This is a genomic window from Kitasatospora sp. NPDC041917, assembly GCF_055589745.1.
The window spans coordinates 140,368-156,644 of the sequence record NZ_JBVJBI010000013.1 but is presented as its reverse complement, the minus strand read 5'-3'; the positions used below and the strand labels follow the sequence as shown (position 1 = coordinate 156,644).

Annotated in this window: 14 protein-coding genes; 9 read left to right on the top strand and 5 right to left on the bottom strand. The window is 74.3% G+C overall.

The window, feature by feature from the left end:
• The gene (locus ACZ6EM_RS18555; protein ID WP_465772776.1) at positions 1–1,323 is read right to left on the bottom strand and encodes a polysaccharide deacetylase family protein; all 1,323 of its coding nucleotides are present in this window, start codon (positions 1,321–1,323) and stop codon (positions 1–3) included.
• Between the two features lie 404 nt (positions 1,324–1,727).
• Between ACZ6EM_RS18555 and ACZ6EM_RS18550 the strand changes: the two genes are divergently transcribed.
• The 3 genes from ACZ6EM_RS18550 to ACZ6EM_RS18540 are packed head-to-tail and all read left to right on the top strand — an operon-like array spanning position 1,728 to position 6,261.
• Positions 1,728–2,369, top strand: coding sequence for a class F sortase (locus ACZ6EM_RS18550; RefSeq protein WP_380351913.1), 642 nt, complete (start codon positions 1,728–1,730; stop codon positions 2,367–2,369).
• Positions 2,366–3,691, top strand: coding sequence for an alpha/beta hydrolase (locus ACZ6EM_RS18545; protein ID WP_401051065.1), 1,326 nt, complete (start codon positions 2,366–2,368; stop codon positions 3,689–3,691). The genes ACZ6EM_RS18550 and ACZ6EM_RS18545 overlap by 4 nt, the downstream gene beginning before the upstream one ends.
• A complete protein-coding gene (locus ACZ6EM_RS18540) occupies positions 3,688–6,261 on the top strand; it encodes a rhomboid family intramembrane serine protease (protein ID WP_401051067.1) in 2,574 nt (857 codons plus the stop codon). Before ACZ6EM_RS18545 ends, ACZ6EM_RS18540 begins: the two co-directional genes overlap by 4 nt.
• Positions 6,262–6,374: 113 nt before the next feature.
• Here the strand turns inward: ACZ6EM_RS18540 and ACZ6EM_RS18535 are convergent, their stop codons facing one another.
• Positions 6,375–6,800 (bottom strand): SsgA family sporulation/cell division regulator, encoded by a 426-nt coding sequence (locus ACZ6EM_RS18535; RefSeq protein ID WP_401053472.1) that lies wholly within the window; start codon positions 6,798–6,800, stop codon positions 6,375–6,377.
• 312 nt (positions 6,801–7,112) lie between these two features.
• Between ACZ6EM_RS18535 and ACZ6EM_RS18530 the strand changes: the two genes are divergently transcribed.
• The 3 genes from ACZ6EM_RS18530 to ACZ6EM_RS18520 all read left to right on the top strand — a co-directional run bounded on the left by ACZ6EM_RS18530 (position 7,113) and on the right by ACZ6EM_RS18520 (position 10,793).
• Entirely contained in the window at positions 7,113–8,945 is a 1,833-nt protein-coding gene (locus tag ACZ6EM_RS18530; protein ID WP_465772797.1) for a DEAD/DEAH box helicase, read from the top strand.
• 352 nt (positions 8,946–9,297) lie between these two features.
• Positions 9,298–9,948: an IclR family transcriptional regulator gene (locus tag ACZ6EM_RS18525; protein WP_049654777.1), complete on the top strand. Its 651-nt coding sequence runs from the start codon at positions 9,298–9,300 to the stop codon at positions 9,946–9,948.
• A 38-nt stretch (positions 9,949–9,986) separates the two neighbouring features.
• Positions 9,987–10,793, top strand: coding sequence for a S16 family serine protease (locus tag ACZ6EM_RS18520; RefSeq protein ID WP_465772775.1), 807 nt, complete (start codon positions 9,987–9,989; stop codon positions 10,791–10,793).
• Between the two features lie 44 nt (positions 10,794–10,837).
• Here the strand turns inward: ACZ6EM_RS18520 and ACZ6EM_RS18515 are convergent, their stop codons facing one another.
• Together ACZ6EM_RS18515 and ACZ6EM_RS18510 are read right to left on the bottom strand one after the other, a co-directional pair.
• Positions 10,838–11,608 (bottom strand): helix-turn-helix domain-containing protein, encoded by a 771-nt coding sequence (locus tag ACZ6EM_RS18515; RefSeq protein WP_359904201.1) that lies wholly within the window; start codon positions 11,606–11,608, stop codon positions 10,838–10,840.
• Positions 11,609–11,761: 153 nt separating this feature from the next.
• Positions 11,762–12,223 carry an Lrp/AsnC family transcriptional regulator gene (locus tag ACZ6EM_RS18510; protein WP_401055998.1) on the bottom strand — a complete coding sequence of 154 codons (462 nt, stop codon included), beginning with the start codon at positions 12,221–12,223 and terminating at the stop codon, positions 11,762–11,764.
• A gap of 342 nt (positions 12,224–12,565) precedes the next feature.
• On the opposite strand from ACZ6EM_RS18510, the gene ACZ6EM_RS18505 reads away from it, so the two are divergent.
• Positions 12,566–13,108, top strand: a complete 543-nt coding sequence (locus tag ACZ6EM_RS18505) for a VOC family protein (RefSeq protein ID WP_401055117.1) — start codon at positions 12,566–12,568, stop codon at positions 13,106–13,108.
• Positions 13,109–13,235: 127 nt separating this feature from the next.
• Here ACZ6EM_RS18505 and ACZ6EM_RS18500 read toward each other — a convergent pair whose 3' ends face one another.
• On the bottom strand, positions 13,236–13,787 hold the full coding sequence (locus tag ACZ6EM_RS18500; protein WP_452178234.1) for a hypothetical protein: 552 nt from the start codon (positions 13,785–13,787) through the stop codon (positions 13,236–13,238).
• A 134-nt stretch (positions 13,788–13,921) separates the two neighbouring features.
• On the opposite strand from ACZ6EM_RS18500, the gene ACZ6EM_RS18495 reads away from it, so the two are divergent.
• Positions 13,922–14,626 carry a response regulator transcription factor gene (locus ACZ6EM_RS18495; RefSeq protein ID WP_465772774.1) on the top strand — a complete coding sequence of 235 codons (705 nt, stop codon included), beginning with the start codon at positions 13,922–13,924 and terminating at the stop codon, positions 14,624–14,626.
• A gap of 59 nt (positions 14,627–14,685) precedes the next feature.
• Positions 14,686–16,257, top strand: coding sequence for a sensor histidine kinase (locus ACZ6EM_RS18490; protein ID WP_465772796.1), 1,572 nt, complete (start codon positions 14,686–14,688; stop codon positions 16,255–16,257).
• Positions 16,258–16,277 lie beyond the last annotated feature (20 nt).

The window sequence follows — 16,277 nt, the reverse complement described above, 5'->3', positions numbered from 1 at the left end:
TCAGCCGGCGGTGGCGCCGGCGGGGGCCGCAGCGGGGGCCGTGGTGGGGGCCGCGGCCCCCGCCGGGGCGCCGAGGAAGGCCTCCCAGCCGCCGGCCGGGGACTGCCCCGGGGCGAGGGTCTGGAGCTTGCGCAGCACCGCCGGGTCCTGGGCGTCCAGCCAGTCGACCAGCTGCCGGAAGGACACCAGCCGGACCTCCGGCTTGTCCGCGATGGTCCTGAGGACGTCCTCGACGGCGTTCATGTAGATGCCGCCGTTCCACTCCTCGAAGTGGTTGCCGATGACGTACGGCGCCCGGTTGCCGTCGTAGGTGCGGTCGAACCCCATCAGGTAGGCGTCGCGGGCCTGGGTCTGGAAGCCGGGGTGGAGCGCCGGGTCGGCCTTGGTGTTGGGGCCGCACTGGTTGTACATGATGTTGTAGTCCATCGAGAGCACCTGGAAGGTGTGCCCGGGGAACGGGATGGACTGCAGCGGGAGGTCCCACAGCGCGCCGCCCTGGATCTTCTGCGGCCACACCTGGGTGCCGTTGCCGCTGCTGTCGTAGCGCCAGCCGCGCCTGACCGCGGTGGGCAGCAGGTTGCGCTGGCCCTCCAGGCAGGGGGTGCGGCTGCCGATCAGCTCCTTGCGGTAGTCGAAGGGCAGCGCGGGCAGGTCGGTGAAGCCGGTGTTGGTGCGCCAGTTCGTCACGAAGTCCATCGCCTGCTGGATCTCGCTGTCCCACTCCTCCGGGGACCACGCGCCGACGCCCGTGGAGCCGCAGAAGTGGCCGTTGAAGTGGGTCCCGATCTCGTGGCCCTCCAGCCAGGCCGCGTGCACGTTCTCCAGGGTGTCGCGGATGTGCTGGTCGCTCAGGTAGCCGATGTCGGAGGCGCCGACCTTGTGCTGCGGCGGGCGGTAGAGGTCCTTCTTGGACTCGGGCAGCAGGTAGAGGCCGCTGAGGAAGAAGGTCATCTTCGCGTCGTGGTCCCGGGCCAGCCGGCGGAAGCGGGCGAACAGGCCGTTGTCGAGCTCGCCGGCGCCGTCCCAGGAGAAGACCACGAACTGCGGCGGGCGCTGGCCGGGCTGCAGCCGGTCGGGGACGGGCTGGTGCGGCTGGGCGCCGGTGTCCGAGGTGGAGCCGTCACCGATCAGGACCGCCTGCGGCCGGGGGAGCGGGGCCGGGGCCGGAGTGGCGCCCTGCTTGTCGGCCGCTCCGGTGGCCGGCGCGGCGCTGCCGGTCGCCCGCTCCTCGCCGGTGGCGTGGTTGCTGCCGCACCCGGCCGCCAGGGTGGCGGCGGTGGCGGCGCCGGCCGTCAGCAGGGTGCGGCGTGAGAGGGCTTCCATGGTCACTCCGTTCGTGGGGCGGGCGGGCGGCGTGCGGGAGTGCGGAGTCCGGTCGGACAAGTGGGTGATACAACCCGTAACCGGGTCAGCATGGCACGAGGGCGGGGCCGGTCGAAGAGGCGCAGCGCGAGCTCGTGAGTGATCGCTCGAACGACGCAACCGATCGGGTCCGTTGAACCGTCGGTAGCTCGTGTCGGGCGTGCACCCGCGGCGATCGTGCGCGGGGGGTGGTCGTCGCGCTCCGCGACCGGGCGCCCACGCGGCGCAGAAAAGAGGCCGTCCGCCCTGCCGATCGGCGGGTGCCGGTACGACCGTCGTATGGACGTGCCTTACAGTCCGTTCCGGTTGAATTGTTCCCAGGAAACTCCCAGGAAGCGGGGTTCCGTCGGCAGAGGGGAGCGCCCATGGGCGTCCAGCAGAGCAGGGGCCCGTGGCCGGGCACCCTGGCGGCCGGGGCCGCGCTGGTCCTCGGTGCCTGGCTGCTGCACGACGGAGGTTCGTCGCTGCCGCCCGCGCCGGGGGCCGGTCAGGCCCAGGCCGGGATCGCGCCGGTCTCGATCGTGCCGCCGCTCGGCCCGTCCGCGCCGACCCGGATCCGCATTCCGGCGGTGCGGCTGGACGCCCCGGTCACCGCGCTCGGGCTGGACGGCGCCGGCCGTCTCCAGACCCCGCCCGAGGCGGACCGCAACCTGGCGGGCTGGTACCGCGGCGGGGCCAGCCCCGGCCAGCGCGGCACCGCGATCCTGGCAGGACACGTCGACAACAAGGCCGGCCCCGCGGTCTTCTATCATCTGGGCGCGCTCCGTCGGGGGGACCGGATCGAGATCGCCCGGGCGGACGGCGCCACCGCCGTCTACCAGCTCTACGCCATCGAAGTGCACGACCGAAAGGACTTCCCGGACGACCGGGTCTATCGTCAGGCCGCTGACGCACAGCTGCGGGTCATCACCTGCGGCGGTTCGTACAGTGAGGAACACGGCTACGACGGCAACGTCGTCGCCTACGGTTTCCTGGCCGACACCACCCCGCCGGGCAAAGCCGCATGACCACGCTGACCCTTGCCTCCCGCTGGAACCCGATCGACTGGCCGCTCACCGAGGGCCTGATCCCGCACGCCGTGCTGGCGGCAGGCTGGGCGGCGCTGTTCGCGCTAGCCATCGGCCGCGGCCGCAGCTGGTGGCGGGTCCGCCTACCCGCCGCACTGTTCACCGCGGCCGCGCTCAGCTGGCTGCTGGACGTGGTGGTCGACGGCTGGTGGCACCCCTTCCCCGAGGGCACTCCCCGGTACGTCACCTGGTGGATAGCCGTCGCCCTGCTCGGGCTCTGCCTGGTCGGCTACCGGCTGCGCCGGCTCACCTGGCGGCGCCGGGGGCTCGCGCTGGGCCTGAGCGGCCTGGTGCTGCTGATGTCCTCCTCCGAGGTCAACATCGGCTTCGGCCAGTTCCCGAGCGGGCGCGTGATGCTGGCGCCCTGGCTGACCAGGACCGACGGGCTGGTCGCCACCAAGGCGGGCCAGACCATGAGCGCCCCGCCCGGCAAGTCGCTGGAGGAGGCCTGGAAGCCCCCGGCGGACCTGCCCGAGAAGGGCACCGTCTCGGTGGTGCCGATCCCCGGCACCAAGTCGGGCTTCAAGGCCCGCGACGCGTACGTCTACCTCCCGCCCGCCTACCAGGCCACCCCGCGGCCGCTGCTGCCGGTCGTCGTGATGATCACAGGCCAGCCCGGGGTTCCGGGGGACTGGGTGCTCTCCGCGCAGATCAACGAGGCGCTGGACGCCTTCGCCGCGGACCACGGCGGCCTCGCGCCGATCGTGGTGATGCCCGATCAGCTCGGCTCCACCTGGGCCAACACGCTCTGCCTCGACTCCAAGATCGCCAAGACCCAGACGTACCTGGCCGTGGACGTGCCGGACTGGGTCCACCAGAACCTCCAGGCCGCGACCGGCCGCACCGCGTGGGCGATCGGGGGCGCCTCGATGGGCGGCACCTGCGCGCTCCAGCTCGGCGTCAACGCGTCCGACGTGTACGGCACCGTCCTCGACATGTCCGGGCAGGAGGAACCGACCCTGGGCAGCCGGGAACAGACCGTCAAGGCCGCCTTCGGCGGTGACGAGAAGAAGTTCGACGCGGTCGATCCGCTCCAGGTGATGGCCCGCAGGAAATTCCCGGACACCAACGTCGCGTTGGTCGTCGGCGAGACCGACGAGGAGTTCAGACCGCAGATGGAGAAGGTCTACCGGGCCGCGCAGGCGGCCGGAATGAAGTCCAAGTTCGACCTGATGCCGGGCGGCCACGGCTGGGTCGTCTTCCGCCCCGGCATCGTCCAGCAGCTCCCGTGGCTCGCCCAGCAGACCGGGCTGACGCGGTGACCGGGGCGGGGACCGCGCTGGCCACCGTCGGCGAGCAGCGCAAGCCGGGGCCGGACGCGGAGCGCTCGGCCGAGCGCGGCACCGACCGGGCTCCGGTCACCCGCACCGCGGAGCCGCGCCCGCAGCGGGTCCGGCGGGCGGCCAGGGCGCTCGGCTCCCGGCTGCGCTCGGCGCCGCTGACGCTGACCCTGCTGGCCGGGCTCTGGCTGCTCGGCGCGGCCACCGGGAGCCTGGGCCACGGCCCGTCCGAGCGGCTGCTGGACCGGGCCGGGATCGGCCTGCCCACGCTGGCCGAGGGCCACTGGTGGACGCCGGTCACCTCGATGTTCTGGTGCTCCGGCAGCGGCTCGTACGTGTTCACCAGCCTGCTGCTGCTCCTGGTCGGCCCGGCCGCCGAGCACCGGCTCGGGCGGCCGCGCACCCTCGCGGTGCTGGTCGGCGGGCAGGTCGTCGGCACCCTGCTGGGCACCGCGCTGGTCGCCTTCGGCTCCTCGGCGGGGGAGCAGTGGACCGCCTCGGTGGCCGACCAGATCTCGGTCGGCCCCGGCGTCGGCGTGTTCGCGCTGGCGGGGGTGCTCGGGTACCGGCTCACCGTGCTCTGGCGCCGCCGGCTGCACCTGCTGGTGCTGCTCGTCCCGCTGGTGATGACGCTGTACGTGGGCCACCTGCAGAGCGTCCAGCGGTGCGCCGCCGCGCTGGCCGGGCTCGGCCTGGGCGCGCTGGTCAGCCGGGGCCGCCCGCACCTGCGCACGCACCGCTCCTCGCACTCCGAGACCCGGGTGCTGGTCGCGCTCTGCCTGGTCGCCGCCGCCTTCGGGCCGCTGCTCGCCTCGCTGTACGACAACGCCAGCGGACCGTTCAACACCTTCTCCGAGCTGTACTTCTCGCACCGGCTCAGCCCGGACGAGGTCGCCGACTTCTGCGCGCTGTCGGCGCACGACTGCGCCCGCGCGCACGCCGTCGTCCGGATCTTCGACACCCCGGGCCGGATGATGGCCGCGCTCTTCCCGGCGCTGCTGCTGGTGCTCGCCGAGGGGCTGCGCCGGGGGCTGCGGCTGGCCTGGCTGGTCACCGTGGCCACCGAGCTGCTCTGGGCGGCGTTGCTGTGCTGGCTGTACCTGGACGCCGGGCCGGTGAGCCGGGACGTGGTGCAGTACTTCGTCGAGGCGCTGCTGCTGCCGCTGCTGACCACCGCCCTGCTGGTGGCCACCCGCAAGCGCTTCCCGCTGCGGCTGTCCGGCAGCTCGGTGCGCCGGCTGGCCCTGGTGCTCGGCGGCGCGGCGCTCGCCTCCGCGGCCACCTACGTGGGGGTCGGGCGGCTGGCGGCCGGGGAGTTCGAGCCGGGGGCGACCGCCCGCCGGCTGGTGGCCGGGCTGCCGGCCCAGTTCCTGCCGCCCGCGTACAACGACCTGCTGCCGGACTACCCGATCGCGGTCGGGCCGGTGGCGCGCTTCCTGGAGACGTACTGCGGGCTGGCGTTCTGGGCGGTCGCGCTGGCCGTGCTGCTCTCCGTCTTCCGCCGTCCGGTGCTGCACACCGACGCGGCGGCGGCCGACCGGGCGCGGGCGCTGCTGACCGAGCACGGCGGCGGGACGCTCTCGTTCATCGCCACCTGGGACGGCAACCACTACTGGTTCGACGAGCAGGGCCGGGCGGCCGTCGCCTACCGGGTGGTGGGCACCGTCGCGCTGACCACCGGCGACCCGTTCGGCGCGCCGGAGGACCGCGCCGGGGCGGTGGCCGGCTTCGCCCGGTACTGCGACGCGCGCGGCTGGACGCCGTGCTTCTACAGCGTCTGCGGCGAGACCAGGGACGCCGCCGCGCGGCTCGGCTGGCGCTCGCTGCAGGTCGCCGAGGACACCGTGGTGCCGCTGCCCGAGCTGGCCTTCACCGGCCGCAAGTGGCAGGACATCCGCACCGCCCTCAACAAGGCCGGCAAGCAGGGCATCTCCGCGGAGTGGTGGGCGTACCACGAGGCGCCGCTCGCCCTGCGGGAGCAGATCCGGGCGATCTCCGAGGAGTGGGTCTCCGAGAAGGGCCTGCCGGAGATGGGCTTCACGCTCGGCGGGCTGGCGGAGCTGGACGACCCGGACGTGCGGGTGCTGATCGCGGTGGACGAGCAGCGGGTGGTGCACGGGCTGACCAGCTGGATGCCGGTGTACGAGGACGGCGTGCCGGTGGGCTGGACGCTGGACTTCATGCGCCGGCGCTCGGACGGCTTCCGCGGCGTCAGCGAGTTCCTGATCGCCTCGGCCGCGCTCGGCTTCAAGGAGGAGGGCGCGCGCTTCCTGTCGCTGTCGGGCGCGCCGCTGGCCCGCACCGGGCAGGACGAGGAGCCCACCGGGCTGCAGCGGATGCTGGACTGGATGGGCAAGGTGCTGGAGCCGGTGTACGGCTTCCGCTCGCTGCTGGCCTTCAAGGCGAAGTTCCAGCCGGAGTACCGGCCGATGTACATGGCGTACCCCGACCCGGCCGCGCTGCCCGGCATCACCCGGGCGATCGGCAAGGCGTACCTGCCGCACCTGACGGCGGCCCAGGGCGTCCGGCTGATGCGCAAGCTCTCGGGCTGATCCGCCCCGGGGCGGCGGGCGACCGCACGGGCTTCCCGGGCCCCGGACCCGGGTTGCCGCCGACGGACGCGGGTGGCCGGAAGCGCGGGGGCGCTTCCGGACGCCGCCGCCCGTCAGCCGAGCAGCTGGGCGAGCGCGCGGTCGGCGTCCAGGTGCAGGTGCTCCTCGCCCTCGGGGACGAGCAGCCGGCTGCGCCACAGGAAGCGGCGCAGGTCGGTCGTGTCGAACTGGAGCAGCGCGGTGCCCTCGGGGGCCCGCAGCTCGACCATGGTGCGCCGGCCGACCGCGGGCCGGACGTGGACGTCGCCGGCGCCGGCCGGAAGCTCGATGCCGGCCGAGAGCAGCTGGCGCGCGAAGATCCAGACGATGTCCTCGGAGCCCCGGCGTTCGGCGGGCTCGTCCAGCGAGAACTCGGCGGGGAAGGCCATCCGGACGGCCAGCGGGTCCTCCGGCAGGTAGGAGAGCACCACCCGCAGCCGGACCGAGCGGTGGGGGGAGAGGATCAGACGGGCCTGGACGGGCTCTTCGACGGTGCGCACGGGTGGGTCCCTTCGGTTCGGTGCGAGGCCGCGGTGCGGCAGGTGGGGTCGGTGCGGCCTCACCCTGGTGAGAGTCCCGGGACGGGTGGCGATTACCGGGTTTCACGAGATATCGGATGTGATCCGGGTCACATCGATTTCCGGCCGCGCGGGCCGGGCGCGGCGCCTCGCCCGGAGGTCCGAACGGCGCCGGACCCGGTACGCTGGGCGGGTTGCCCGATCGCCGCCCGACCGCGGGGCGAGGCCGCTAAACCGCCTCTGACCTGCGATGATCCCCCCTCGGAGACCGTGAGTACTGCCGCCGCCTCCTCGATGCCGCTGTTCTCCGACGCACCGGAGTCGCAGGCGCCCGCCCGATCCGCCGGCCATGGTGCGCCCGCCGGTTCGCACCACCTCTCCCCGGCCTTCCCCGGCCGCGCCCCGTGGGGCACCGCGGGCAAGCTGCGGGCCTGGCAGCAGGGCGCGCTGGACAAGTACATCGAGACGCAGCCGCGCGACTTCCTCGCGGTCGCCACCCCGGGCGCAGGCAAGACCACCTTCGCGCTCACCCTGGCCTCGTACCTGCTGCACAACCACCTGGTGCAGCAGGTGACCGTCGTCGCGCCGACCGAGCACCTGAAGAAGCAGTGGGCCGAGGCCGCCGCGCGGATAGGCATCAAGCTGGACCCGGCGTACTCCTCCGGGCCGCTGTCCCGGGAGTACCACGGCATCGTGGTCACCTACGCGGGCGTCGGGGTCAACCCGATGCTGCACCGCAACCGGACCGAGGCCCGCAAGACCCTCGTGATCATGGACGAGATCCACCACGCCGGTGACTCCAAGTCCTGGGGCGAGGCCTGCTTCGAGGCCTTCGAGCCGGCCACCCGCCGACTGGCGCTGACCGGTACGCCGTTCCGCTCCGACACCAACCCGATCCCGTTCGTGGCGTACGAGGCGGGCGGCGACGGCATCCGCAAGTCCGTCGCCGACTACACCTACGGCTACGGGCACGCGCTGGCCGACCACGTCGTCCGCCCGGTCATCTTCCTCAGCTACAGCGGCAACATGCGCTGGCGCACCAAGTCCGGCGACGAGCTGGAGGCCCGGCTCGGCGAGCCGATGACCAAGGACCTGATCGCCCAGGCCTGGCGCACCGCGCTGTCCCCGCAGGGCGAGTGGATCCCGGCCGTGCTCCAGGCCGCCGACCGGCGCCTCACCGAGGTCCGCAAGGCGATCCCGGACGCCGGCGGGCTGGTCATCGCCACCGACCAGAACGTGGCCCGGGCCTACGCCAAGATGCTGCGCGAGATCAGCGGGGAGAAGGTCACCCTGGTGCTCTCGGACGAGGCCGAGGCGTCCAAGCGGATCTCCGACTTCGCGGAGGGGACCTCGCGCTGGATGGTCGCCGTCCGCATGGTGTCCGAGGGCGTCGACGTGCCCCGGCTCAGCGTCGGGGTGTACGCGACCTCGATCTCCACCCCGCTGTTCTTCGCCCAGGCCGTCGGCCGCTTCGTGCGCGCCCGCAAGCGCGGCGAGACCGCCTCCGTGTTCCTGCCGACCATCCCGCTGCTGCTGGGCTTCGCCAACGAGATGGAGCTCCAGCGCGACCACGTGCTGGACCGGCCGAAGAAGGAGGGCGAGGGCCTCTTCGACGAGGAGGACCGGCTGCTCGCCGAGGCCGAACGGGCCAACGACGGGCCGGACGGCGCGGGCGGCGAGGAGTTCTCCTACGAGGCGCTGGGCTCCGACGCGGTCTTCGACCGGGTGCTGTACAACGCCATGGAGTTCGGCATGCAGGCCCACCCGGGGAGCGAGGAGGAGGAGGACTACCTCGGCATCCCGGGCCTGCTGGAGCCGGACCAGGTGCAGATGCTGCTCCAGAAGCGCCAGCACCGGCAGATCCAGCGCAGCAAGACCAAGCCCGCCGAGGAGGCCGACCTGCTGGAGCTGCCGGCCGAGCAGCGGCCGGTGGTCACCCACCAGGAACTGCGGGAGCTGCGCAAGGAGCTGAACGCGCTGGTCGCCGCCTGGCACCACCGCACCAGCCAGCCGCACGGCACCATCCACAACGAGCTGCGCCGCCAGTGCGGCGGGCCGCTCACCGCGCAGGCCACCGTCAACCAGCTCAACGCGCGGATCGTGAAGATCCGGGAGTGGGCCAAGTAGCGGAGCCGCGAGCGCGCCCGGCCGTCGGACCGGGGGCGCGTCCGGTCATCGGACCGGGGGCGCTCCCGCACCCCGACGCACCCGGCGAATCGCGGGGGTTTGTCCGGAATTCGAGCCGGTGTTGAAGTTGATCACGCCCGAATTTTGGACAACCACTTCCGTCGCGTCATTTCCTTCACTACCTTTCCCCCACGCTCTTCCGCCGGGCAACCCCCGCGGGACGGCGTCGCGGGGCCGTGCGCGTCAAGGACGACGCCGTGCGGCCCGAGCGCGGCCACCCCCACCTGCGCGCGACACCGACCTTGGAACGGCGCCGCCCGCCCCGCGAGCGCCGCGGAAAGGATTGCCCGTCGTGACTGCCGAGACCTCCCAGACCCTGGACCGCGGCGTCCGGGTCCTCAAGCTCCTCGCCGACTCCGAGCGAGGGCTCACCGTGACCGAGCTGGCCGCCCGGCTGGCCGTCAACCGGACGGTGGTCTACCGGCTGCTGGCCACCCTGGAACAGCACGGCCTGGTCCGCCGGGACATCGGCGGGCGCGCCCGGGTGGGCCTCGGCGTGCTGCGCCTCGCGCACCGGGTGCACCCGCTGCTGCGCGAGGCCGCGCTGCCGGCCCTGCGCAGCCTCGCCGAGGACCTCGGCGCCACCGCCCACCTGACCCTGGTGGACGGCAACGAGGCGCTCGCCGTCGCCGTGGTCGAGCCCAGCTGGACCGACTTCCACGTCGCCTACCGGACGGGCCTGCGCCACCCGCTCACCGAGAGCGCGGCCGGCCGGGCGATCCTGGAGGCGCGCACCTTCCCCAGCCAGCGCCGGCCCGAGCAGGGCTTCGTCATCACCCGTGCGGAGGAGCAGTCCGGGGCGAGCGGGGCGGCCGCCGCACTGGTCGGGCTGAGCGGCATCGAGGGCAGCGTCGGCGTGGTGATGCTGAACGGCATGGTGCCCGAGCGGGTCGGCCCCCGGGTGGTGGAGGCGGCGACCGAGGTGGCCGACGCCCTGAGGTAGCGCCCGCACACGGTGTCGGGTGTGTTTGGATTCCCCTTGTGTCCGACACCAAGCTCCCCAAGGCCCTCACCACCCCGCGGACCCGCGCGCTCGCGCTGTGCGGGGTGCTGGTCGCCGCGCTGTTCGGCGTGGCCGCCTTCGTTCCGCTGCCGTACACCCTCACCTGGCCGGGCCTGACCGCGGACACGCTGGGCTCGTACCAGGGCAAGCCGGTGCTCACCATCACCGGGGCGCCGCTGCGCACCACCGAGGGCGAGCTGCGGATGGTCACCATCACGGCGACCAACGCGGGGCAGAAGAACACCTTCTGGCGCTCGCTGCGGGCGTGGTTCGACCCGAAGGAGGCGGTGCGCCCGTCCGAGACGGTCTACCCGGAGAGCAACCCGGTGAAGGCCGACGAGGCGACCGCCCAGCAGATGGCCGAGTCGCAGGACGCCGCCACCGCGGCCGCGCTGGGCTACCTCCACCTGTCGCCGGACCAGGTGAAGGTCAAGGTCGACCTGGGCGAGGTCGGCGGGCCGAGCGCCGGCCAGATGCTGGCGCTGGGCATCGTCGACAAGCTGGCCGGCGACGGCAAGGGCGGCGACCTCACCGGCGGGCTCACCGTCGCCGGCACCGGCACCATCGACAAGGACGGCACCGTCGGCCCGGTCGGCGGCGTCCCCCTGAAGACGCAGGCGGCCGCCCGGGACGGCGCGACGGTGTTCCTGCTGCCCAAGGACGAGTGCGCGGACGCCAAGGTGAACACCCCGGCGTCGCTGCGCCTGGTGCCGGTCGGCACCCTCGCCGAGTCGGTCTCCGCCCTCCAGGCGCTGAGGAGCGGCGGCAGCGTCCCCTCCTGCTGACCGGGCGCCGCCCCTCCCGCGCGGGGCCGGCCCGGTCGGCGGGGTCAGACCCCGAAGGCCATCTCGGCGAAGTCCTCGCCCACCCGGGTGCTCAACCGGGCGGCGATCCCGGCCAGCCGGTGGGCCTGGGCCATCGGCAGGGAGACCGAGATCGCGCCGATGCCGGTGCCCGCGACGACCGGCACCGCCGCACCCGCCGTGCCGAGCGCGTACTCCTGGAACTGGGTGATCGGGACGGCCCGCCGCGGGCCCTGGCGCGGCAGCAGCGGCAGGCAGGCCGGGTCCCGCAGGGTGTACGGGGTGAACGGCACCATCGGGTAGCGGGCCAGGTGGGCCCGGCGCTCCTCGGCCGTCATCAGGGCCAGCAGGGTCTTGCCGGCCGCGTGGGCGTGCGCGCCGGCCCGGAAGTCGTGCCGGTCGACCAGCGGCGCGCCGGGGGCCTCGGCGGCCTCGACCAGTTCCACCTCGCCGTGCCGGTACCAGGTGAAGTAGACGGCGGCGGACAGTTCGTCGGCGAGCACGCCCAGCAGCGTCCGGAGCCGGGCCCGGCCGGTCGCCGGGCCGTCGTCCCGGATCAGCCCGGCGACCGCGGGGCCGGTCCGGTAGAGCCCGCTGCGGCGTTCCAGGTAGTGGTCGTGCACCAGGGTGCGCAGCAGGTGGTAGGCGGTGCCCAGGGCGAGATCGGTGTCCCGGGCGAGCTGCTTGGCGGTGGCGCCCTTGGGGTAGCGGGCGGCCGCCTCCAGCAGGCGCAGGGCGCGCTGGGCGGAGGCGATGAGGGTGGGGGCGGTACCGACGGCCGCGACCGCGTTCGTCATGCCGGGGCCGACCCGGCGCGGGGCGCGGCTGCCGCGGGTATCAGCGGACCGGAGGGCGGCGCGAGAGGTAGTAGAACGTTCATATAGAAATCTTGCGGCCGTCGGCGCCTCACGCATATGCCCGAATCGGCGCGTCGGACCGATCCGATCCTCCTACTCGGCGGCGGCCTGGTCGACCAGCGGCAGGATCCGGTACGGCACCGGGTTCTCCAGCACGATCGCCGTGGACGAGCGGACGATCCCGTCGAAGCCCAGCACCCGGTCGATCACCCGCTGCAGATCGGCGTTGGACCGGGCCACGATCCGCACCAGCATGTCCCCGATCCCGGTGATGGTGTGCAGCTCCAGCACCTCCGGCACGCTCGCCAGGTGCGCCCGCACGTCCGCGCCCTGGCCCTGGGAGATCTCCAGGGTGGCGAAGGCCGTCACCGGGTAGCCGATCGCCGCCGGGTCCACCTCCGGGCCGAAACCGCCGATCACGCCCTTGGCCTGGAGCCGGTCCAGCCGGGCCTGCACGGTGCCCCGGGCGACCTGCAGCCGGCGCGAGCACTCCAGCACCCCGATCCGGGGCTCCTCGGCGAGCAGCCGGATCAGCCGGCCGTCCAGGATGTCGATGGCGTCGTTGGTGCTGCCCGCCTGGGCGGCGGACGGGCCTTGCGGGGCGGCGGAAGACCCCTGCGGAGCGGAGGAAGATCCCTGTGGAGCGGCGGAGTTGGGCGAGCCGGGGGAGCTCGGGACGTGAGCGGGGGGCATCGACGGCACCGTCCTGTGGTGGGCATTCTGTACAGCGGCGCGGCCGATTCTCCCGTTCCGGGGCACAGCTTGACCAGGAGGAAACGGAACAGTTGCGCGCAGGTCGGACCGGCGCCACCCTCCAGCCACACCCCCGTGCGCAGGGCCCCACCCCCGGTGCCCGGGACGGCCAGGATGGTCCGTACGCCTACCGGGAGGGCAGTCATGACCGACACCGCCGCCGAACCCGTCCTGTTCGGGGCCGGCCTCGAACCGGACCCCGCGGAGCAGGGGCCGCTGCCGATGGGCCGCGCCGACGCGGTGGTCTTCGCGGTCGCCGACGCCGAGCGGGCGGCCCGCCGCTACTGCGCCGCGCTCGGGCTGCGCTGTACCGCGTACGCCGGGCCGCGGACCGGGGACCCGGAGACCCTCTCGTACGTGCTCGCCGCGCCGGGGACGCGGATCGTGCTCACCTCCCCGGTGCGGACCACCGGCCCGCGCGGCCGGGAGCTGACCGCGTACCTCGACCGGTACGGGGACGGGGTGCTGGACCTCACGGTGAGCGTGCCGGACGTCTACTACGCCTACGACTACGCGGTGGACCGGGGCGCGCTGTCGCTGGCCGAGCCCTACGAGGCGCGGGACGACTACGGCGCGGTGGTGCTGGCCACCATCGGCGTGCCGGGCGGGACCAGGCACACGCTGGTGGACCGGGCGGGATACGTGGGGCCGTACCTGCCGGGGTACGTGCCGTGCGACGGCTTCTGACGGCGCCCGCCGTGCGACCGTCCGCTGTCCGACCGCTCGCGCCGCGACGGCCGGCGGTGCCGTCGCCCGTCGCCCGTCGCCCGTCGCCCGCCGCCTGACGGGGTGTCGGGGTGTCGGGGTCCGCGCGTCAGCGGACCACCGTCTCCACGATCGGCGCGTGGCCGTTCCAGGAGGCGAAGACCGAGTTGGCCTCGTCGCCGCGGGTGAAGTCGACCCGCAGCCACTGGCCGTCGGTCCACACCTGCATCTGCCAGCCCGGGTCCGGGGTGGCGGACACCAGGGTGGCCCGGTCCGGCTTCAGGTCCAGCGCGACCTTGCCGCCGGGGATCGGGTAGCTCTTCACCGTGGACGTCGCGGCGGCGCTGGGGGTGGGCCGGCGGCCGGGCGACGCGGTGGTGGTGGCGGGAGCCGGGCCGTGCGGGGCGGTGGCGGCAGTGGCGGTGGTGGTCGGGGAGGCCGCCGGGGAAGGGGCCGTGGACGGTGGGGTGGAGCGCGGCTGGTCCGGCGTGGCGGGCGCGGAGTGCGGCGTGCCCTCGGCCTTCGGGGAGGGCAGCGCGATCGCCGTGGGCTGCTCGAACGCGGCGCCGGTCAGCACCGCGTGCACGCCGAGCCAGGACAGCGCCACCGCCGCCCCGGTGGCCGCCGCCCAGGCGCCGAGCTGTACCAGTCCGTTCCGCATCGTCCGCACATCCTGCCGTATTTCCAAACGGATGGAGACCGGCACCCCCGGTATTCGGCAGGGCAGTTGCACAATGTCCGGACCCACCCCCGAGGTACAGACCACTGACCGGCGATGGCGTACCGTGCAGGCCCATGGCAACAGTGCTCGTGGTCGAGGACGACCCCTTCGTACGCTCCGCCCTCATCCGCCACCTGACCGACACCGGTCACGCGGTCCGCAGCGTGGGCACGGCTCTGGAGGCGCTGCGGGAGGTCGCCCAGGTCGGCTGCGACCTGGTGATCCTCGACCTCGGACTGCCCGACCTGGACGGCAGCGAGGCGCTCAAGATGATCCGGGGCCTGACCAATGTGCCGGTGATCATCTCCACCGCCCGGGACGACGAGGCCGAGATCATCCGGCTGCTCAACGACGGCGCCGACGACTACTTGGTGAAACCTTTCTCCGGGGAGCACCTCAGTGCCCGGATGACCGCCGTGCTGCGCCGCTTCGGCAGCGGCGCGGCGCCCGTCGCCCAGCTGCTGCGCGTCGGCGGACTGGCCATCGACCTCCAGCGGCGGGAGGCCGCGCTGGACGGGAGCCCGCTCGACCTGACCCGCCGTGAGTTCGACCTGCTGGCCTTCCTGGCGGCCAGGCCCGGCGTGGTGGTGCCCCGCAAGGAGATCCTCGCCGAGGTCTGGCAGCAGACCTACGGCGGCGACCAGACCATCGACGTCCACCTCTCCTGGCTGCGCCGCAAGCTCGGCGAGACCGCCTCCAACCCCCGCTACCTGCACACCGTCCGGGGCGTCGGGGTCCGGCTGGAAGCCGTCGGGGGCGTGGCGGAGCACCGGACATGAGGCGGTTCGGGCGCTCGCTGCGCTGGGCCCTGATCAAGGCCGCCGTCGCCGGGACCACCATGGTCGCGCTGGCCTTCCTGATCCCGCTCGGACTGATGGTCCAGCAGACCGCACGGGACCGGGCCTTCACCGCCGCCGAGCGGCAGGCCGCGGCGCTCGGGCCGGCCCTGGCGATCACCACCGACGAGGAGGCGATCACCCGGGCGCTGGCCAGTACGGACGCCGGCGGGCAGGGGCGGATGGCGGTGCACCTTCCGGCGGCCGGGCAGCCCGCCGGGGCGGGTGGCGGCGGCGCGCTCCACGGCGGCGCGGCGGCCGGTGGGGGAAGTGGAGCGGGCGGAGGAAGTGGAGCCGGCGGCGCGGCAGCCGTCGGCGGGAGTGGAACCGCCGGCGGGAGCGGAGGCGGCGGCGACGCGGTCCACGCCGTCGAGGGCGACGGAGCCGGGCCGGGCGGAGGCGGCCCCGGGACGGTGGCCGCCGGGACCGGCGAGCCCGGGGGCCCGATGCTGGGGGAGGGGCGCGCCACCACGGCCGACGTGGCGACGGCCGGCGGGCAGGGCCGCTCCTTCACCGTGAAGGTGCCCGGCGGGTACGCCCTGCTCCAGCCCGTCGCGGTGGACACCGGGCGGACCGCGGTGGTCGAGGTGTTCGTGGCCGAGAGCGACCTCACCCGGGGCGTCGCCACGGCCTGGCAGGTGCTCTCCGCCGTGGCACTCGGCCTGGTCGCCATCTCGGTGCTGGTCGCCGACCGGATGGGCAGCCGCATCGTCGCCTCCGCGCGCAAGCTCGCCGCCGCCGCCCGCTCGCTCGGCGCCGGGAACCTCTCCGTGCGGGTCCCGGTGGAGGGCAAGCAGGTCGAGGGCAGCCCCGAGGAACTGCGCGAGGCCGGCCACGCGTTCAACACCATGGCCGACCGGGTGGTCCAACTCCTCGCCGCAGAACGGGAACTGGCCGCCGACCTGTCGCACCGGCTGCGCACCCCGCTGACCGTGCTGCGGCTCAACGCCGCCTCGCTCGGCGAGGGCGACGCGGCCGACGCCACCCGGCACGCGGTCGCCCAGCTGGAGCGCGAGGTCGACCAGATCATCCGCTCGGCCCGCCGCGCCCCCGAGGACGCGCCCGCCGTCGCCGTCGGCTGCGACGCCGCCGAGGTGATCCGGGAACGGGTCGCCTTCTGGTCGGCGCTGGCCGAGGACGAGGGACGCCGCTGGCAGCTGGCCGGCGCCGAGCGGGCGGCGCCGGTGCCCGTCCAGCGCGGGGACCTCGCGGCCGCCGTCGACGCGCTGCTCGGCAACGTCTTCCGGCACACCTCCGTCGGCACCGCCTTCTCGGTGGACGTGCTCGCCACCGACTGCTCGGTGATCGTGCTGGTCGGCGACGCCGGACCGGGGTACAGCGACCCGGCCGCCGCCCTCAAGCGCGGCGAGGGGCACGGCGGAGAGGGCTCCACCGGCCTCGGCCTGGACATCGTCCGCAAGCTCGCCGAGTCCACCGGCGGGGACGTCGCGCTCGGCCGCTCCGCGGTGCTCGGCGGCGCCGAGACCCGGCTGCGGCTGCGCACCGGGCCCCAGGAGGCGGAGCCCGCGCGGGGTGGACGGCGGCGGAGCCGGGGCGCCCTGTTCCAGAGGTGAGGGGGCGACCACCGTCCCGG

Coding starts and splice junctions, on each gene's coding strand:
- ACZ6EM_RS18530 (WP_465772797.1), top strand. CDS start 7,113: ATGCCGCTGTTCTCCGACGCACCGGAGTCGCAGGCGCCCGCCCGATCC.
- ACZ6EM_RS18505 (WP_401055117.1), top strand. CDS start 12,566: ATGACCGACACCGCCGCCGAACCCGTCCTGTTCGGGGCCGGCCTCGAA.
- ACZ6EM_RS18555 (WP_465772776.1), bottom strand. CDS start 1,323: ATGGAAGCCCTCTCACGCCGCACCCTGCTGACGGCCGGCGCCGCCACC.
- ACZ6EM_RS18490 (WP_465772796.1), top strand. CDS start 14,686: ATGGTCGCGCTGGCCTTCCTGATCCCGCTCGGACTGATGGTCCAGCAG.
- ACZ6EM_RS18545 (WP_401051065.1), top strand. CDS start 2,366: ATGACCACGCTGACCCTTGCCTCCCGCTGGAACCCGATCGACTGGCCG.
- ACZ6EM_RS18495 (WP_465772774.1), top strand. CDS start 13,922: ATGGCAACAGTGCTCGTGGTCGAGGACGACCCCTTCGTACGCTCCGCC.
- ACZ6EM_RS18500 (WP_452178234.1), bottom strand. CDS start 13,787: ATGCGGAACGGACTGGTACAGCTCGGCGCCTGGGCGGCGGCCACCGGG.
- ACZ6EM_RS18550 (WP_380351913.1), top strand. CDS start 1,728: ATGGGCGTCCAGCAGAGCAGGGGCCCGTGGCCGGGCACCCTGGCGGCC.
- ACZ6EM_RS18515 (WP_359904201.1), bottom strand. CDS start 11,608: ATGACGAACGCGGTCGCGGCCGTCGGTACCGCCCCCACCCTCATCGCC.